The 20,046-nt window shown below is 54.0% G+C and carries 12 protein-coding genes; 1 reads left to right on the top strand and 11 read right to left on the bottom strand.

Going from position 1 to position 20,046, the window contains the following annotated elements; translation table 11 throughout:
- Window positions 1-71 precede the first annotated feature (71 nt).
- The 4 genes from FHT67_RS15605 to FHT67_RS15590 form a co-directional block, all read right to left on the bottom strand.
- Complete coding sequence (locus FHT67_RS15605; RefSeq protein ID WP_167199629.1) at window positions 72-6,416, bottom strand: S-layer homology domain-containing protein; 6,345 nt, start codon at window positions 6,414-6,416, stop codon at window positions 72-74.
- A 35-nt stretch (window positions 6,417-6,451) separates the two neighbouring features.
- The gene (locus tag FHT67_RS15600) at window positions 6,452-7,294 is read right to left on the bottom strand and encodes a sugar ABC transporter permease (RefSeq protein WP_167199626.1); all 843 of its coding nucleotides are present in this window, start codon (window positions 7,292-7,294) and stop codon (window positions 6,452-6,454) included.
- Between the two features lies 1 nt (window position 7,295).
- Window positions 7,296-8,600, bottom strand: coding sequence for a sugar ABC transporter permease (locus FHT67_RS15595; protein ID WP_167199623.1), 1,305 nt, complete (start codon window positions 8,598-8,600; stop codon window positions 7,296-7,298).
- A gap of 99 nt (window positions 8,601-8,699) precedes the next feature.
- Window positions 8,700-10,055 (bottom strand): extracellular solute-binding protein, encoded by a 1,356-nt coding sequence (locus tag FHT67_RS15590; RefSeq protein WP_167199620.1) that lies wholly within the window; start codon window positions 10,053-10,055, stop codon window positions 8,700-8,702.
- 192 nt (window positions 10,056-10,247) lie between these two features.
- Between FHT67_RS15590 and FHT67_RS29710 the strand changes: the two genes are divergently transcribed.
- On the top strand, window positions 10,248-10,397 hold the full coding sequence (locus FHT67_RS29710) for a hypothetical protein (protein WP_208403303.1): 150 nt from the start codon (window positions 10,248-10,250) through the stop codon (window positions 10,395-10,397).
- Between the two features lie 56 nt (window positions 10,398-10,453).
- On the opposite strand, the gene FHT67_RS15585 is transcribed toward FHT67_RS29710, so the two are convergent.
- From FHT67_RS15585 to FHT67_RS15555, 7 genes are all read right to left on the bottom strand, one after another.
- The gene (locus FHT67_RS15585) at window positions 10,454-11,461 is read right to left on the bottom strand and encodes a formylglycine-generating enzyme family protein (RefSeq protein WP_167199617.1); all 1,008 of its coding nucleotides are present in this window, start codon (window positions 11,459-11,461) and stop codon (window positions 10,454-10,456) included.
- Between the two features lie 148 nt (window positions 11,462-11,609).
- A complete protein-coding gene (locus FHT67_RS15580; protein WP_167199614.1) occupies window positions 11,610-13,082 on the bottom strand; it encodes a sulfatase in 1,473 nt (490 codons plus the stop codon).
- 10 nt (window positions 13,083-13,092) lie between these two features.
- Complete coding sequence (locus FHT67_RS15575; protein WP_167199610.1) at window positions 13,093-13,953, bottom strand: carbohydrate ABC transporter permease; 861 nt, start codon at window positions 13,951-13,953, stop codon at window positions 13,093-13,095.
- A gap of 14 nt (window positions 13,954-13,967) precedes the next feature.
- Window positions 13,968-14,900, bottom strand: coding sequence for a carbohydrate ABC transporter permease (locus tag FHT67_RS15570; protein WP_208403302.1), 933 nt, complete (start codon window positions 14,898-14,900; stop codon window positions 13,968-13,970).
- Between the two features lie 100 nt (window positions 14,901-15,000).
- Window positions 15,001-16,311 (bottom strand): ABC transporter substrate-binding protein, encoded by a 1,311-nt coding sequence (locus FHT67_RS15565; protein WP_132310314.1) that lies wholly within the window; start codon window positions 16,309-16,311, stop codon window positions 15,001-15,003.
- Between the two features lie 233 nt (window positions 16,312-16,544).
- The gene (locus FHT67_RS15560) at window positions 16,545-18,164 is read right to left on the bottom strand and encodes a response regulator transcription factor (RefSeq protein ID WP_167199607.1); all 1,620 of its coding nucleotides are present in this window, start codon (window positions 18,162-18,164) and stop codon (window positions 16,545-16,547) included.
- The gene (locus tag FHT67_RS15555) at window positions 18,161-19,966 is read right to left on the bottom strand and encodes a cache domain-containing sensor histidine kinase (RefSeq protein ID WP_132310310.1); all 1,806 of its coding nucleotides are present in this window, start codon (window positions 19,964-19,966) and stop codon (window positions 18,161-18,163) included. The genes FHT67_RS15560 and FHT67_RS15555 overlap by 4 nt, the downstream gene beginning before the upstream one ends.
- Window positions 19,967-20,046: the final 80 nt, after the last annotated feature.

Genomic DNA, 20,046 nt, shown 5'->3' with positions numbered 1-20,046 from the left:
TCATACGGCAAAAATAGGCAATGGCGCCACTGGAAGATCCAGTGGCGCCATTGCCGTTTTCTAGCTGCCTATTATTTGTTCATGAGGCCAGCCACCTGAAGCAATCGCTTCAGCGTGACCGCCGCTTCGGCGCGTGTCGCGTGATCGAGCGGCGCAAACTTGCCGGCCGATTTGCCCTGCATGATGCCTTTGGCAACAAGCTCGTCGATTGAGGATTGCGCCCAATCGGCGATCTGGCTGCCGTCTTGCGGGAAGGCCGCTTTGGGCGCTTCAAAGTGGATTTGTTCGTGCTTCGTAATCTGGTCCAATGCCCGCGTCAGCATAACCGCCATTTCCTGACGGGTAATTTCCTGATTCGGACGGAACGTCCCGTCACTCATGCCTTTTACAATGCCGTATTGAACGACGGTCCGCACATAAGAAGCATACCAGGCGGTTGAAGGGACATCCGCAAAGGATGGTGTTGATGCGGCACTGCCTCGTGTAAGGCCAAGCGCTTTTACGACAAGCGCCGCGAACTCGGCTCTCGTCATATTCCGGTTAGGCGCGAACAGATCAGCTGATACGCCATTCACAATCCGTTTGTTTGCCAATAGCAGAATATCGGCCTTGGCCCAGTGGACAGCGATATCCTTAAAGGAAGCATCCGTCACCGCAACGGCGTACAAGCTGTTTGTTGCGCTGAGTACCGTCACGACCGTATCTCCGCCTTGGCTTGCGAACAACGCAGGTACCGTTCTGAACAGGCCCGCTGCCGGATCGTAAACAACAACAGAGCTGTGAGCCTGATCTACCTGGCCATTAAACGTAAAGCTTCTTGCAATAAATTGTTTGCCGAATTGATGGACGGTCATGGACTGGCCGCCGGATTGCAGCGACAGCTCGAAGGAAACCGGATTGCCGGCAAGGGTAAAGCCGGCGGAAGCAGCTTTGCTCTTCATTTCGTCGACTAGCGTGCCGGAAGCCGGCGAGAGTGTTAACGTCAGCTTGGCATCGGCAGCGGCCAACGCATCCGCATAACCAGCTTCCTCCAGAATCGTCCATATCGTCGATGGAAGCGTGTAGGTTATACCGCCATATCGGATGATAATGGCTGCCTCCTGCGGGGCGGAGGCAGCCGTCTTCAGTACGGCGCCCGAGAACTCGGCCGTGCCTGCTGCGCCATTTGCCGGCAGGTCGATGACGATCTCTTTTTTGCCTGCGGTTAGTCCGTCTTTCAGCTCTGCGTCATGGTTAACCGATGGCTCAGCCGGAGTTGAACCGCCTCCGCCTGTATGGCCTGTGCCCGGATTGTCTTCGTGCGTAATCGTCCGAAGCTCAAAGCCCTTAGCTTTCGCATTAAAGACCGGACCAATCTTGGTGTTGCGTACAATGACATTATCCAGATTGATAGAGCCGCTTACGTCATTGTTGACATGAATGCCCCATGTGCCGGTACCGTCAATGACGTAATTCTCGATCGTAATGCTGCGGGTACCGTCAGCAATCGCGTTTGGTCCGTTTACGTACAAGCCTTGATACGTGCTGTCCAGAGCGGTGTTATCGCGGATTTTAATGTCCGCATCAATCGGTTTGTCGCCCGTGAACAGCCAAATCGCTCCGAAGTTTTGCCCCCAGCTTGGCTCGCGGCCGCCGGTACGGATCAGTGTATTGCGCTCGATAAGCGTGGTGCCGTCGAAAGCAACCGGATTAAACCGCGTCGATACGGCAATCCCCGCGCCAAAGCCCACCGTATCCGACAGGATGTTATCTTGCACATTGTTATCGCGCCCGCCAAAGATCGCAACGTTATCGGCTAGCCATGGCAGCTGAACCGTATTGAAGCGCACCGTATTGTTGCTTACCCGGCTGTCAGCGTCGGATACGCCTTCCGGTTTCTGCGACCAAAGCGCGATGCTGTCGTCGCCGGAATTCCGGATAAACGTCTGCTCAATCATCGAGTTTCTGGTGCCCGTTGTAAAATTGATGCCGTCCGCGTAGGTATCGCGAATACGCACGCCGCCTACGTACAAGCCATCCGTCACAACTCCCGCATCGCTTCGCATCGACCAGATGCCCGCTTTGGCATGTTCGATCCATACGTTCTGAATGACGGAGCTTTGGCCAAACGTTCCGTCAAAGCCCGCTTCGCGCAGCTCGTCATGGCGTCCCGTTACGCCAAGATCCATATACAAATCGTAGACGCGAACTTTGCTACCTTCCGCCAGGAAGCCTTCGCCATGCAGCTCCGTATGCCAAATTCCGGCTCCGCGGATGGTGACGTTGTCGATATGGAGAGGGCCTTGTGCAAGCGTAAAGCTTCCTGCCGGAATCCATACGCCGGTGCCTTGCTCCTTGGCAGCCGCGATTGCCGCTTCGAAAGCTGCCGAGTCATCGGAGCTGTCATTGGCTGTTGCGCCAAAGTCAGCAACGGATACGTAACCCTCCGGCTTCGCATATGCATCGGGCGCCTGTTCGAGATCAACCAGATCCACCACGTAATATCGCGCGGTATCGTCTGCTTCCTTCACGAGGCGAATCGCGGAGCCTGCCGGTACGTCCCCTATTAATAAGCGGGACTCGTCATAGAAACGATGGGCATCACCGTCAGCCGGATTATTCGTCCACGGATATTTGCCGTACACCCAGCTGTATTTGCTGGAAAGGTTGATCTTGCCTTGCTTCCTGCCGTTAACGTAAAGCGTTAACGTATGCTCTTCGCCATCCCCTGCCGAAGAGTCGGGAAGGATATAACGCATGGTGAGCGCATTTGCCTGCTCCGTTGTCTTGAGCTCGACGTATTGTCCCGTTGCATCCAGACGAACCGCCTCTCTTCCGGAGGCCTCGGAAGCGAAGGTTTTAAACGTACGGTCCTCTTTAATGAGGGTGCCGTTTGTTGAACCGTGTTCAGCTTCATAGGTCGTAAACGGAACAGTTGCTCCGCGGTAGTTCTTGCTTACCGTATTGCGCACAAGGAGGTAATCTGCTTCGATACCGTCCGTACTGCCGCTATCGTATTGAAACGATACGGTGTTAAAGCCGGCGCGAAGCGGCAGCTCGAGGGCAAGGTCCGACCAGTTCCCGCCTGTGCTTGGGAACTGCGCAGCTTCTGCTTGTCTCAGGCCATTGACGTAAAGAGCTAACGTTTTTACGCTGCTGTCGCTATTCCGGAAACGAATCTTAGCAGCGTAGTTATCTGCTTTGTCCGTATGGACGGCAAACAGCAGGACTGCATCCTCATGCGTGAAGCCAGCCGCATAAGTACCGTTTGCGAAAACACCGCCTGTCATGAAAGCGTCCTCCGCTTCATAGCGGACATCGCTCTTCACGGGCAGAAGCAGCCAATGCGCCGAGTCCTCGGATGGCTCTACCGTTTGAACGGATGCGGCTCCTTTCTCTTCAAGCGTCAAATACTGCCCTGCTGCCGAAGCATTGCCGAGCAACTGATAACCCGCGTGAGACGAGACATCCCATTGCGTGGACAAGCTTGCCCCATCGGCCGACACGGTTGCCTGACCGCTTGCCTTCACAGCCAGCTTATGACCGGTTGCTTGGTTCACGTATTGCTTATGGCCGTTATAATCCTGCGGCAGCCATTCGGCAGCTTTGCCGTCGGCAGCGGCAGGCGTATCCGCCACAATAACACCATTGCGTTCAATCAGCGCTTTGCCGCTGGCTGCGTCCGTAATCCGTACCGCGTTAAGCTCCTTCAGTACAGGCGTTACCGCGTTGGCCGGTCCGTCAATCGGCGGTACCGTCACCGCTTCCGCCGGTGCCGTCTCGAATCTCCACTGCACGCCGCGGCTTTCAACGGACCTCAGCTCATACTGCGCGTAACCTTGCAGGTCTTCGGTATGGATATAGTTGTCTTCATAGCCCTCTGCGGCACTGCGCATAAGATAGATGCCGGCTGTAGGACCGTTTTCGACCACCCATTGTACCTTCGTGTCTTCAGCGGAAGGCGATGCCGTTGTCTCGAGGTAGCTTTCCAGATGTTCAATCGAAATCGCGTCGCCGGTCGCCCGGTTTACGATTTGCTGCTTGCCGTCATGACTTGCAATCTTCCAATGCGAGGCCGCGTTGTTTGCTTCAGGCGTACCGTACAGCACAACGTTGTTGCCGTTCTCGTATAGGTATTGACCGTTAGCTTCATTCCTGATGCGTATAAAACCCTCCGGCAGCTCGGCCTGCGCTTGGGGTGCAGGCTCGAGCACCCACTGCGCACTGCCCCAGTCGGCAGGAATCGGGCTCGCCTGACCATAGCCGGTCCGGTCCTGGATATGGATGCGGGCAGGTTCGTTATTCCAGTTCGCATTCCATCCATTGCTTAATACCTTTGTATTCGCAGCGCCTTCCACATCCGATACTGCCCATTGCACGCTGCCCCATGATTTATCCAGAGTCAAGCTTTCCAGCGCTTTCAGATGCGGATCCGATTCATTGGTAGGATCACGGTTGATGTTCTCATTCGAAATCATATGACCGGTCGCCTTGTTCACGATGTATACGCCTTGCGGAGCAGTCTCAAGCGACCATTGGGAAGCCGGATCGTCCGCCGCCGGCTGGCCGTAAGCAACCTTGCCATTCTTGTCCTCAAAGAGATATTGGCCAAAATAGCTATTCTTCAGACGCACGTAGGATGGAGTTGTCTCGCCTACCGTAATAAACTCCCATTTCGGGCTGCCCCAATCCTTCGGCACCACGCTAAGCTGCGCATGCTTCAGCTTGTTCTCGACGTTGACGTATTTGCCGCCGGTATCGCCGGGCTTGCCGATCAGCTTATTGCCTTGATACGTCTCGATCGTCCAATCGCCAGCCTGTGAATCGTCGGCCAAGGCGGTAGATTTTAGCGCGTCCCGGTCCTCGGTTACTCCGTCATTGTTCAAATAGTGACCGGTACCGCGGTTCTTGATCCGCTTCACGCCGTCATGCTCCTCAACCAGCCACTGCGCATTCCGGTCCGAAGGCTGTATGTTGCCGTATTGAACAACGCCGTTTGCATCCTCGAACAAATACAGCTGCAGCCAGTTGTTCTTGATCCGGATATACGGAACAACGGGTTCCTTCGGCGGAGCCGGATCCTCCAGCGCCCATTGCGCGCTGCCCCAGGTTGCCTGCGCCCAGTTATTGCCCTGCGCGAAGCCGTCCTGATTCTGCACGTTGATGAAGCTGTTTGCGTTTGCGGCGCTTCCAAGCGTAATGTAGCCTTCGACTTCACCACCGCTGTCATTCTTGGCCGCCGCAACTACCCAGGCCGAATCCGCGCTTGGCGAGTCCTCTGCCGAGAGCGGCGTTGCTCCCGCGTAATCGACGCTTGTTACAAAATGACCGGTAGCGAGATTACGCAGCAATGTTCCGGTAGCCGTGTCGATCAGAATCCATTGCGAAGCCTTATCCGTGTAGGCAGGCTCTCCGTATTTGATCTGACCGCTATCTTCGTACAGATAGGTGCCCTTCCAGTTGTTCTTGATCCGCTTCGGAGCGGTATCCGCCGCGGGTTCAAGCTTCCAGACGGCGCTGCCCCAGCTCTTCTGCGCCCAGTTGTTCGCACGGACGATGCCGTCCGGTCCATTGCCGGTGCCTTGGATATTCACAATCCAGCCGTTATCGCGGGAGCTGACGATGTTGATGCCGCCATTATCGTCAGCCGCTTCGAGGGACCATAGATCGGATGTCCAGCCCTCGGCAATCGCGGAAATGCCGACCGGATTCGTAATTTGCTCCGCAGTAATGGCCTGCGAATGGAGATAATGCCCGGTGGCGCGGTTCTTGAGGCGTTTGTAGCCGTCCTTGTCTTCAACTAACCATTGCGAGGACGCGTTGTTTAACGCGACTTCCCCGTATTTCGCTTCCCCGTCTTCTTCATATAAATAGGAGCCGTTCCAGGGGTTGACGATCCGTACCGGCTCAGATGCATCGGCGGGCTCAAGCGTCCATGTCGCGCTTCCCCAATCCTTTTGCGCCCAGTTGTTCGCCTGCACCTTGCCGTCTTGAATCTGGAAGTTCACAATCCACGACGAATTGCGGGTGCTGATAAGGTTGAACTCGCCGGGCTTGCTGGCCACTTCCGCAATATCCCAAGTGTCCGAAGCCGAGCCTTCGCTTATTGCCGAGCTCTCCACCGCATTCGTAATATTCGCATCCGTTACTTGCTCGGAGTTCATGTAATGGCCGGTCGCGCGGTTCTTGAAACGCTTGTGTCCATCCTTTTCTTCGATTAACCACTGCGCATACGGATCATTTATTGCTGGAAACCCGTACCGCACCTTGCCCCCGGCATCCTCATAAAGCGAATACCCTTGCCAAGGATTATGAATCCGAATGTAAGCGTATTCATTATTAACCCCGGAAACGCCGTCCGCACTAGCGGACAGCGGGGGGATCATAATAAGGAGCGCCATGCACAGTATCATCAGCTTCTTTAATAATGATGGCATTGATCCCATTCCTCCTGATCTGAAAAGCATCGTATTTATCCCTTGGTTGCCCCATCGGCAAGGCCGGAAATGAGGAACCTTTGCAGCAGCAGGAAAACGATCGAGATCGGAATCGCAATCAGAATCGTGCCTGCGGCAAACATCGTAAAGTTGTTCGCGAACTTATCGTTAATGAAGTTGTACAACCCTAGCGCCAGCGTAAACTTCTCCGGGCTGCGGATAATGATCTGCGGCGTCAGGAAGTCGAAGAACGGCGCCATAAACGTAAACAAGGCAACGACCGCGATAATCGGGCTGGCAAGCGGTACCAGAATCCGGAAGAAAATCGTCAGGTAGCCCGCTCCGTCGATTTTGGCCGATTCGTCGAGGTCGCGCGGAATCGTATCGAGGTAACCTTTTACAAGGAAAAGGTTCATCGGCAGGCCGCCAAACACATAGATCAGAATCAAGCCCAAAAACGTATCCAGCAGATTAACCGTATTGAGCAGCAGGTAGATCGCCACCATCCCCATCAAGACCGGGAACATCTGCAGCAGAAGGAACGTATAAATGCTGTTCTTGCGTCCGACAAAACGGAATCGCGAGAACACGTACGCAACGATGGATACGATGCAGACCGAGGCAAGACCGTTCGCAAACGCGATGATTAGCGTATTTTTATACCATAGGGTGTAGTTGCTGCTCGGGTTGTTGAACAGCCATTCGTAATGCTCGAGCGACCAGTTGTCAGGGATCATCTTGAGCGAAAACAAGCTGGTGCCCGGGTTGAGGGACATGCTGAACGCCCACAGCAGCGGGTACAGAATGATGACGAACATAATTAGGACAACCAGATAAATGCCGGACACTTCCAGAGCGGATTTGAGCGAGCGTTTCATCTTAATACATATCCTCCTCTCTGAAGGAACGGGTTCTGCGGAATTGATAGAGAGCAAACGCCGCTACGACTATACCCATGATGATGGACACGGCGGCAGCCATTTTGTAGTTGTTCTCCTTAAACGTCAGGCTGTACACCCATGAGATCAGGATGTCGGTCGCGCCCGAGTTCTGGCCCGGTACCGGAGGGCCGCCTTTGTTGAACAGGTAAATAATATTGAAGTTATTGAAATTGTACGAGTATTGCATGATGAGCAGCGGAGCCGTTGCGAAGAGCACATGCGGCATCGTGATGAAGCGGAACTTCTTCCAGCGGGAGCCTCCGTCCACATCGGCTGCTTCATACCAATCCTTCGAGATCCCCTGCAGGACGCCGGTAATCAGCGTGAACACATAAGGGAAACCAAGCCACACCTGAATGCCGATAATCGCTACTCGCGCCCAGGTTGGATCCGAGAGCCAAGGAATCGACACGCCGAAGTGGGAGAAAATATCCCGGTTAATCGCGCCAAACGTATCGTTAAACATGGCCGTAAACACCAGCACGGTCATAAAAGACGGTACCGCCCAAGGGAGAATCATAACCGTACGGATCAAGCGCTTGAATCGGACGCGGCTGTCGTTGATCATCACCGCAAGGAAAAAGGCCAGCATAATTTGCAGCGTTGTCGCGACAAGCGTCCATACGACCGTCCAGGATAGAACGGTAAACAAGCTTTTGCTCCACACGGCTTCCGTGAACAGGGCTTTGAAGTTCGCAAAACCGACCCAATCCAGCAAATGGGCAGGCGGAGAATTGTACAGGTTGTAGTTGGTAAAAGCGAGAGAGATCATAAACAGCAGCGGGAAAATAACGATCAGCGCCATCATGATGAAGTTCGGCACGACGACAAAATAAGGGAAGCCATGCTCCCAGCTGTCCTGGAAGGCCTGCCGCACGGATGGCGTGCGGATCCCCGCCTGCCGTTTTTTCGCATCCTTGCTGGCATCCACCATATTCAGCGCGTAAAGGCTCAGCAGGATGAAGCCGATGATAGCCGATAACAAGCCTTGAACGAGCAGGTTGCGGGAATCATCGGTCTCCGGGTTGTCCCCGAGCGTAATCATTCCTGCGATGCTGTTTGCGATAGGCATGGATAACGCAAGGATCAAGCTTAAGCCAATGACAAGAAATACAATTCCTTTAATCCACCTTCGGTTGTACAGCTGGCCTAATCCAGGGACGATGGACAGGACCGTCGCGAGGGCAGGATTATGATGGCTCTGTCTGGCCTGCGTAGCCGGCTCCGGGGCATTGAGATTCATGTCTGGTTCACCTTCCATATTTCCGAATGCAATTTAATATGGAAAGGGGCTGCGGGAGCCCCTTTCCATTCGTTCATGGTGTGGCGTGCAAGATTTGCCTTACTTCGCGCCGGCCATTTTCATCTTGTCGTTAATGAGTTTGACGGCATCGTCCAGGGAAGCTTGCACGTCTTTGCCTTCCGTGATGAATTTCAGGGCATTCGCCATTGGATCCCATACGTGGTCAAGCTCGGGAACCGTCGGGAACGGCTGGCCGTATTGGATTTGCTGCGAGAAGCCGGCTACAAGCGGATCACCCGTCAGAACCGGATTGTTCAGTACGTTGATAACCGGAGGAACCTCGCCCGTTTTCTTGAAGTATTCAAGCGCGTTCTCTTCGTTCGTCAGGAAGGCCGCAAAATCTGCCGCCCATTCCGGGCTCTTCGAGAACTTGGAGAGCATCCAGCCTTTTACGCCGATGAAGGAGGTTGGATGTGCGCCGCCTTCAAGGTTAGGGATTGGAGCAACCGCCAGATCGTCGCCGAGCGCTTTTTTGTAATCGTTGATAGCCCACGGTCCGTTGATAACCGCGCCAACTTTGCCTTGCGTGAACAGACCGCCAACGATGTCGCCGTTTACGCCTTTAGGCAGGTAGCCGTTGTTGAACCAGCTTTGGATCAGGGAAGCGCCTTTTACCGTGCCTTCCTTGTTCAGACCGATATCGTTGATATCGTATTTGCCGCCGTTGTCTTTGAAAATATAGCCGCCTTCGCCGCCGAGGAAGCCCCAAGCGAAGTAGAAGTTCGCCGCCTCAAAGAGGAAGCCGTAGTTTTGCTTCTTCGCGTCTGTCTGGTCCTTCATAATTTGCTCCAGGTCTGCAATCGTTGCAGGCGCCGTAGGAACAAGCTTCTTATTATAGAAGAGAGCGTACGTTTCGGTTACAAGCGGCAGTCCGTACAGCACGCCGTTTTGGCTAAGAGCCGCAAGCGCTTCCGGCGTGTAGGTGCCCTTTACTTCATCCGACGCTTTCACCTCTTGCACGAGACCCTTCACAACCAAGCTGCCGATGCCCGGCTGGTAGAACAGGTCCGGACCTTTGCCTGCAGGACCGTCGAGGGCAAGCACATCCGGCTGATCGTTCATCGCTACCGGCTTGATATTGATCTTGATGCCTGTTGCGGCCGTGTATTTATCTGCTGCCGCTTGGATGACCGCGAGTTTGTCTTCCGCCGTATCCGGCCAAATCGTGAGCTCGGCAGGCTTCGCTTCAGTCGGACCGTTCGCTTCCGTTGTTGCCGCCGCATCCGTGCTTGGCGATTCCGAAGCCGGCGCGTTAGCGTTCGTATTGGCGCTTGCGGAGGCGTTGGCATTGCCGCCAGTTGTGCTATTGCCGTTATTGTTGCCGCCGCATGCGGCGAGCGACATCGATACAGCCAGCAGGCTAAGCGTGATAAGCATCTTTTTGCTCTTTAACATCGTTGAGAGCTCCCTTCCCTTTATCAACTCTTGTAGGTTTGTTGACCCCGGTATACCGTGGTTCATGAGTTCATTGTAGGATTTTGGGCGGCAGTCTCACTACCACTCCGGTGACCTGAAAGGATAAGATTGTGACTTGTAAGTTGGACGGGACAGAAGGAAGCGGCTTAATGAAAAGTTCCGGGGGAAACCGTGCTTTCGGCGATTTGGCGCGCCTTAACGATGTGCGACATCGTTAAGGCAGCCCAGCGAGCTGTTTCGGGGAGCTTAACGATGCGCGGCATCGTTAAGCTTGGAGAAAACGGCCCTTTGGAGCCGGGGGTGACGAGCCACCGCGATTGAGGGCACTAAAAAAGCCGTCTACCAAGCTAATTGCAGCTTGGTAGACGGCTTTTCCATTATTGCTGCGGTGCGGACAGCACCGTGCGGAACCCGCAATTGCCGGTGGAGCTGTCGGGGGTATTCTTGCTGCGCGCCGCTACCCGGTAACGGTTGCAGTAGGAGCTGTGGCAAAGATACGAGCCGCCCCGCATGACGCGCCCTTCACCGGTGCGAGGGCCAAGCGGGTTATCGCTTTCGCCGCTTTGGTAGTAGGTCGGACTAAACCAGTCCGAGCACCATTCCCATACGTTGCCCGCCATATTATAGAGGCCGTAGCCGTTTGGCCGGAAGCTCTTGGCCGGGGCAGTGCCTAAGTAACCGTCGCTGGCGTGATTTTTGACCGGGAACTTGCCCTGCCAAATGTTGCAGTTATGCTCGCCGCCTTGCTTCAGCTCATCGCCCCACGGGTAGCGCTTCTGCGCAAGTCCGCCTCGGCCCGCGTATTCCCATTCCGCTTCCGTCGGCAGACGCCTGCCCGCCCACTCGCAATACGCCATCGCATCATTCCAGCTGACATGAATAACCGGATGATCCTCGCGGCCTTCAATTGTGGAATCCGGTCCTTCCGGATGGTTCCAGTCTGCGCCTTCTACCGGGTACCACCAAGGGGCCGTTTGCGGCACCGTCTTCACCTTTGCCGCTTCCGCCTCCGAAACGAACAGATGGAATACGTAAGACCAGCCAAACCTCTGGGCTTCGGTGATGTACCCCGTTGCCGCGATAAAACGTCCGAACTGCTCATTCGTAACCGCCGTTTCGTCCATATAATAGCTGTTTACGGTAACGCTATGAACCGGGCCTTCCCCGTCAGCCGCAAAGCCTTCCTTATCATTGGTGCCCATCAGGAAGGTCCCTCCCGGAATGAACACCATTCCCGTTGTATCGGAATTCGTATCGGCTGCCGGCTTAGAGTCCGCCGGTTTAACCGCAGCTTTCAGCTTCAGGTTCTTTGGTGCAAGGACAACCGATGAACGATCGGTTGAACAGCAGGATTTTACCGTGTTATGATCCGATTCCTGTGCCATCTTCAACTTCCTCTCCGTATAAGAAGTGTCTATGATCAATCTAACCACTCTAAGAATCTCTTATTTCAACACTACCATAATAAGAAATGGCAGTACAACGCTTTCCGCTTGTTATTTCACGGAAGAGTTAATACTGCCATCTGCTCTATTATTGTTGCAAGAGTCCAAGCCGGACATACTGCTCTTCCGGCGCCCCCGCCTGCTTCATGCCCGCAACGAGAAGCTCCATCATCCGTGCCTCGGCCGCCTCATCCTGAAGCGGATGCTCCTGATGCTCGTCCTCCGCCAGATCATATAACTTCGTCTCCATGACGAATTGATTCCGGGCATACGTTACCCCTTGCGTGCTTTCCGGAATTTTGAACACCGGATAGGCCGTATAAGGCAGGAACCGGCCCGCTTCAATCCGCTCCGGCGCTACGCGTCCGAGATAAGAACGGAAGGTGGTCGGCATAGCTGTGTATGCATAACACGGGTAGTTATCTTTGGAGACCGGTGCGCGCATATACGTATAACGGCCATCCGTTACATTGACGCACATCCCGTGGTAGCCGTACAAAGCCGCTTCCCTAACCTTCTCCTCGGTTCCTTCAAGCAATCCGCGAAGCGAGGCGCCTTGCACCGTTTCCGGAATCTCAGCTCCCATATAATCCAGGATCGTTGGCATAAGATCGATATTTTGCGTAAGCGCCTGGATACGGGTACCCGCCCCTCGCCCTTCGGGAAGACGAATCATCAGCGGGATATGGGCCAGCTCGTTATAGACATGCATGACGTTTTTGCCGGTCTGTTCGTGCTCGCCTAGCAATAAACCGTGGTCGGTCGTAAAAATAACAAGCGTATCGTCCAGAATATCCAGCCGTTCCATGGTATCGAGCAGCTTGCCAAGCCAATGGTCGATCATCGTAAGAGTAGCCGCGTAACGCTTCTGAATATGGGCAAGCGCCTCCGGCGGTACGTCAACCGTGCCGTATTTCGGCCAGCTGTAGGTTGGACCTTCATAGCTGTCCTGGTACATCCGCAAATAATGGTCGGGCGTATCAAACGGCTCATGCGGGTCAAAAGCTTCCACGGTCAGGAAATACCGGTCCTCGCGCCCGTTTTTCTCCAGCCAATCGCATGCCGCCCGAATGGCCCTTGGCCCCGGATAATCCTCTTCGCGAAGAAATTGCGTACGGTTCTTCTCGCATTGCGCGCGCACCTGGCCGTAATAACGTTCCGGCTCCGGGAGATTCTTAATAGAAGAAACCCAAGGATCATCCTCCTGCCCCCGGTGGAAATCCCAAGTGGAGAAGGACTGGCAATAATTCTCTCCGCCCGTAGCAAAATAATGATAATGGTCGGTAACGATATGACTGAACACGCCGGCCTCCCTCAGCGACGACGGCAAAGTGCGGTCAAACGGTTCAATGCCGCCCCAGCCTTTTTCCAGAAAGGCGGCCCGTCCCGTCAGCATATCGCGCCGAGCCGGCATGCAAGGCAGCGACCCGGACCAATGCTGGTCGAAGACGACGGACTGCTCTGCCAGCCGGTCGATATTAGGCGTCCGAACGCCGTCCCCGCCGTAAGCGGATAAAGCTCTTCGGTTCAACGTATCGAGCATAATCATAATCGTTCTCATGAGATCCCCCTTATTTCAGACCTGTTGTTACAATCCCCTGCACGAAGTATTTCTGCGCTGCCAAGAATAATAATACAAGAGGCAATACGACTAAGGTAGTTGCCGCCATCAGCAAATTCCATTCCACGTTCGTCTCGCTGCGGAAAATGGTGAGGCCAAGCTGCACGGTCCGCATATGCTCCGTATTGGTCATAATAAGCGGCCACATGTAATCGTTCCATGTTGCCGTGGTCTTGAAGATTGCCAGCGTTGCCAGAATCGGCTTGCTGAGCGGCAGATAAATCCGGAAGAAGACGCGGAAGACATTCGCTCCGTCAATCTGCGCCGCCTCGTCAAGCGCCCGCGGAAAATTCAAGAAATATTGCCGGCACAGGAAAATCCCGAAGGACCCTGCGATAAACGGCAGCACCAGACCCGTATAGCTGTTGATGAAGCCAAAACCGCCTTGCCCCATCCAGTCGTTCCCCCCAAAGAACGGGAACATCTTCATCATCAGGAAGGTTGGAATCATCGTCGCCTGCGGCGGCACCATAATGCCGATCAGCACGGAGAAGAAGAGCACGTCCCGGCCCGGGAACCGCAGCCTTGCAAAAGCAAAGCCCGCCATGGAGTTAAACACCAGGCTGAATACAACGGTAACGCCGGTTACGATAAACGAGTTATAGAAATATCGGAGCCAATCGCCTCGTCCCATGGCGACCGAGTAATTGTCGAATAACCAATGTTTCGGAATAAACGTAAACGTCGGGGACTGGATCTCTCCCATCGTTTTCAGCGAAGTAACAACCATTAACAAGAACGGGAACAGCATAAGCAATGCAATGATAAACATAACGATTGAAAAAAGTACAGTAGGCCATTTTCTAGTCATTTCAGGTCCGCCTCCTAATCCACATCCGTGTCATTCCCTTTATTTCCGAGACGGAAATTCAGCAAAGTAATAAGCAGCGTAATCACGAACAGGACCATCGCCATCGCCGATGCGTAGCCCATCTGGAAATCCTGGAAGCCGCGCAGGTAAATCTGATGCACGATGGTTGTCGTTTTGTTCAGCGGTCCGCCGTTGGTCAGAATGTTAACCTGCTCAAACACCATAAACGAGTTGATGCAGGACATAACCAGAATAAAAAACGTTGTTGGCTTAAGCATCGGGATCGTGATGGCGAAAAACTGCCGGACCTTTGTTGCGCCATCCATATGAGCGGCTTCGTACAGGCTTGTAGGGATGGACTGCAGACCTGACAAATACACGATCATCGTGTAGCCGATGGATTTCCAGATTCCCATCATAATGATAGCGGCCATCGCCGTGCTTGGATCGTACAGCCATTGCACCGGGGCGAGGCCAACCGTCTTCAGCACGCGATTCAATATCCCAAGGGAAGGATCGTAAATCCACAGCCAGATCATCGAGACCGCAACCATGGAGGTGACGTTCGGAATATAAACGCTGACGCGTGCGAACAAGCGGCCTCTCAGCTTACCGTTCAGCAGTACCGCGAGCAAGAGGCCTAATGCCATCTGCGGGAAAATCGAAAACAAGGAATAAATAAACGTATTGTACACCGCCGTGCCAAACAGCTTGTCATGGAACAGCCTTACGTAGTTGTCGAAACCGACAAACGCCGGCGTCGAATAGAAGTTGTAGTTCGTAAAGCTGTAATACAGCCCCACCAGCAGCGGGATAAAAATAAACGCGAAATAAACGAGATAACCCGGGGCAATAAACAAGTATCCGGCTTTATCGATTGGGGCGCGCCGCCGGCTTTTGCGGGTTGACACCTTGCTTGCTGCCGTTGCCGAATTCGCGGAATTCATAACGCCTCACCTCTCTTCCTTCAATAAGAAAAATCCTTTGAAAAAGGCGCCTGTCTTTCTTGCAGCAACAGGCGCCTACCACTTGCTAGATGAATGCCGGTTAGTTGGTAATCAGGTTCGGAAGCTCTTTTTTCAGCTCCGCGGCCGCATCCTTCATGGCTTGCTCCGCTGTTTTCGTGTTGTAGAAGGCTGCTTCAAGATGCTGGCTGATGATCTCGTACATTTTGCTGGAGTAAGTGACCTTTGCAGCACCTTCCCCGTAGGATACCGCGTCGAATACCGCCTGGTTCATTTCCGGTTTGTCTTTGATGTAATCATCCTTCAGCGAGTTCAGGACAACCGGCGTGCCAAGCTCCTTGTAACGGTTCCAGGTCTCTTCCTTGGACATGACCGTCTGCATGAATTCAAACGCCAGATCCTTCTGCTTGCTTTGCGAGCTCATGAAGAGCAGGCGCATACCGGCGAAGGTTGCTTTTGTCTTGCGTTCGATTGGACCGGATACGCCTATCTTGCCGGCCAGCTCCGGATGATCCTTTTGCGTGTTGACGTAAGCCGCCGGACTGTCGTAAGCGATTGCGGCTTTGCCGTTCGGGAACAGGTTCTCGTTGGATTTCGCCGAGTCGTTCGGAATCGTTACGCCTTTTTTCACCAGATCCACGATATACTGCGTTGCCTCAATCGATTCCGGAGAATCGAAGAGCGGCTCGTTCTTGTCGGCATCAATGATTTTGCCGCCGTTCTGCAGGACAAACGACTGCCAGAAGGTCCAAGCGTTAGCCGTTGGAATCGCGAGACCCGCCATCACCGTTGTATTGCCGTCTTTCTTCGTCAACAGCTCCGCGTCCTTCGCCAGCTCTTCCCAGCTTGCCGGCGGCTTCTCGGGATCAAGTCCCGCCGCTTCGAACAGGTCCTTGCGCCATAACAGAACGCGCGGGTCGGGAATAAACCCGAGGCCATAGAGCTTGTCTTTGTACATGCCGGTGTTCAGCACGCTTTCCATCATGTCGCCTTTGCCTTCCCACTTGTCCGTATAAGCGTCAAGCGGTTCATATTGGCCAAGATTCGCCCGCTGGGCAACCGATGCCAGTGTATAGGACAGCACATCCGGCGCGGTACCGCTTGCGTAAGCGGCATTCAGCTTGGTCTCCATGTCGTTGCCGAACGGAACCTCGCTGTAGTTCACCTTCACGCCCGGATGGCTGGCTTCGAATTCCTGAATGACGCGCGTCCAATACGCTTTCTCCGGCGCGTCCGTGCCCGCCCGCCAGAATGTCAGCGTCTTGCTGCCGCCGGAAGAACCGTTGTCCTTAGGGTTCAGCTGCTCGGTGGAATTGCCGCCGCATGCGGTTAGCGCAACGCTGGCCAGCACGGTCACGCATAGCGCCGTCATGATGCTTTTTCTTCTTTTCATATCTCCTGTGACCTCCCTTTGTTGAATCTACTGTGAAGTATATAGAAATACAGAGCCCGCCAGTGACGCCATATTCCGGTCTTTCAGCTCAAAAGTACAGGAATAAAGCACAGTCATGCCCTTCATCGAGAGTGACTAACAAAATATTCGGATTCCATGCTCCGATATTCGGTTATTCTTGGATTTCGCAAAAAAACACCGCTATCGCGATGTTTAGGGGATGGATCTGTTATTTAAATTTTCCGCTGCTGCTCCATATATTCCGACGGAGAGAAGCCCGTATAGCTCTTGAACAGCTTGATGAAATAGCTCGTATTCGAATAACCGACAAGCGCCGCGGCATCGGCAACCTTCAAGGTCTGCCGCTTCAAAAGCTCCTTGGCCTTTTCCATTCGCACCTGCATCAGGTACTCGTTATAATTCATGCCCGTTTCTTTCTTGAACAATTCACTGATGTACGTCCGGCTCAGATGAACATGATCCGCGATGTCCTGCAGCATCAGGTCTTCCGCGTAATGCAGCGCAATATATTCGCATGCCCGCTCCACCGCTTCGCCATATTGCGGACGCCGCGCGTTGATCAGGTCCATAATCCGGTGAAAGATGGTTCTCGCCCAACCGGACAATTCGCGGAACGTTGCATACCGCTGAACCTCCACATGGGCATCGATATAGAGGGTTTCCAGCTGCTCCATCGGAACCCCTACCGTCCGGCCGCGGTTGACCGCAATATAGATCAGCTCCAGCATCAGCGACCTCGCCTGCTTGGCGGACAGGAATCTGCCCGTCTCCATCTCGTCCATGATTATCTCGAGGAACGAGCCGGCCCTAGCCGTCAGTCCGTTATCCAGATAGCCCTGAAACGTTGACGTCCAGCCGGAGCCGGTACCGTTGTAGGCCGCGCCGCCTGCGCTGCCGTTTCCTTCATACCAGGCAATGCCGGGATCGCCGTAAAATAAATGACGGTCGGCTGCCGCAAGCGCTTCGGACAGCTGCTCCGGCAAATACGACAGCCTGCTGTACATATGGCTGATTCCGATCACGGCATTAGCCCCGACAAACCGCTGGAGATGCTCGCTTGCCCGGCTTGCCAGCACAAGCAGCGACTCCCGCTGCGACTTCAGTCCCGTATGAACCGAATTGCACAGCATGATATAGAGACCCGGCTTATAGAGGAAAGAGCAGCCGTTACCCAGCTCATGCTGCAGCGTCTCGTCCAAAATGTTGATGACCGCGTTTTGCAGCAGCCCTTCGTCCTGAATCCGAAGCGGCTCCTCGCCTTGCGCGATCCCAACCAAAAGCAGGGCAAGATGCTTCTCGGACAACCCAATATGCAGGCGCTCCATTTTCTCCGCGAAACCGCTCGCCGCCTCGCGGCCGCCCTCCAAGAGCTCGCGGAAATAGGCGTTGCGCAGCGTAATCTGGCTTTCATTCAGGCTGTATCTCAGCGCATTCATCTCGCTGGCCGCCCTTTGATCCAGGTCAATATCCTTTTTGATTTTCTGCAAAATCTCTTCCAGTCCGGACAGCGTGATTTCCGCCTTCAGAATATATTCGCTTGCCCCAAATTTCAGCGCTTCGGCCGCGAATTGAAATTCGCTGTAAGAGCTGAAGACGACCGACCGGATATGCGGCATTTCCTCCTTCAGCGCTTTGATGAGATCGATACCGTTCATCCCCGGCATCTTAATGTCCGTTACGACAAGATCAACGGGGTTAGCCCGGCAAAAGGTTAAAGCATCCTCGCCGTTTGAAGCTTCGCCAGCGATCCGGTAATCGCCGCCCGTCCGCTCCACCGTCATCTGGAACCATTCCCGGATCATCGGTTCATCATCCACAATGAGAATATTCATCTTGTCCTCACCTCCTCCCATTTGTGTATAGCCGGAATCCGGATCAGAACCGTGGTTCCTTCCCCTGCCTGCGACTGCACGCTGATTCCGTAGTTTCCGCCAAAATTCAGCTGAAGCCGTTCGTGAACATTCCGGTAGCCGCCCCGGTGAACCAGCTTTCCGTCTTGCTCTCCCGCCGCTTCGGATTCCATGGCCCCTAGATCCATCCCGATTCCATTATCCTCGATCTCAAAACAAATATCGGTTCGTTCCATATACCCTCTCACGACCAGCTGCCGTTGTCCTTCTCCCTTGCGTTCCAGGCCATGGAATATCGCATTCTCGATGAGCGGCTGCAAAATAAGCTTGATGGTCTTGTATTCGTAGAGTTCTTCTTCAAGCTCATACCGGACCTCCATCCGGTCTCCTTGCCTGACTTGCTGAATGTACAAATAATTTCGGACCATCTCGAGCTCCTCCCCGATCGGAATAAGCTCGTCCTGCTTCGAAATCGATTGCTTCAGCAGCTTCACCAGCGCTACGATCACCGAATCGATCGTCTCCGGCTTGTGCTTCACGAGCATGAAGCGGATCGAGGCCAGCGTATTGTACAGGAAATGCGGGTTGATCTGCGATTGCAGCGCCTGCAGCTCCGCATGTCTTTTGCGCTCCTGCTCCAGCCGGATATTTTCCAGCAGCTCTTGAATCCGTTCGATCATCCGGTTGAACTTTCTCGTCAAATGCCCGATCTCATCCTCCGAGTTAACGGGAAGACGAACGGATAAGTCGCCAAGCTCCACCCGCCCAAAATGGTTATACAATCTTTTGATCGGGACGGCAAGACGCCTTGCCATGAAATAGGACGCCGCGTAAGCGAGCAGAACAACGCCCGCGAACACCAGAATGACGATCTTTTGAAGCTGGTTGATGCTGGACAATACCGTCGCGGTTGGCGTGTAGGAAATGAGCTTCCAATTCGTCTTGCCGATCGTCTGGAAAGAGATCAACTGCTCCTTCCCGCCTTCTTCCGCCCGGAAATAACCGGAATCGTAATCCCGGATTTTATAATAATACGGCCGGTCGGCCAGCGACTGCCGAATCTGGTCCTTATGCCCGGAAGAGATGATCCTGCCGTTTGCGTCCACGATCTCGATCTCCTGCGCTTTATCGAGCGCGCTGCCGTATAGGTCGCTAAGCGAGCTTTCGTCAACGCTGACCGCTACAATGCCGGTAGGTGAACCGCTCTCAAACCGTTTGCTGATCCGTACGCCGTAGAACGCGGCCCCCCGGTCCACTCCCGTCAGCTCCGGCATGGGCTCGGTTACCCAAATAATCTGGCCCTGACCGTAGACAGCCGCTCTGTACCACTCTTTGTCCGAATACGAGCTGACCGGCTGAGACAACGTCTCCTCCATGCCGTTCCCCGGAAATTCAAACCCGTTTAATCCTCTCAGCAGCACTTGAAAGCTGATCCGATTAAACGAATAGATGGAATTGGACAGCATTTGATCGAAGGAAGCCCGCTGCATGGCATATTCGTAGCTGCTTGGATCAAAGGCTTGCGTAAACGCGTGGTTCACCTCGGTACTGAGGAAGAACTGGTTCGACACCGCGATAATGTCATCCAGCATCCGGTCGGTCTTATCGGCAATCTGTCCCAGCATCTTCAGGTTCGACTGGCTGACCTGCGAGGTGATGGAGTCCTTGGAGATCTGCAGCGAGATCGTCCCGAACAGTCCCAGCGGTATAATAATCAGCACCAGCGAAGCGATCAGAAACTTATTTTGCACGCTGCTTTTCCGAATGAACCAGTTCCATACCATGTGAAGCTCCCCCGTCATTTTGCGTAAGTCGTTTTAAATAACCAATACTATAACATAAAAAGAGTTGGTTGTTGCGGGTA

This window comes from Paenibacillus sp. BK720 (assembly GCF_011761545.1).
Taxonomy (GTDB): Bacteria; Bacillota; Bacilli; order Paenibacillales; family Paenibacillaceae; genus Pristimantibacillus.
The sequence above is the reverse complement of the archived record's forward strand: the minus strand, read 5'-3'. Positions and strand labels throughout refer to the sequence as shown.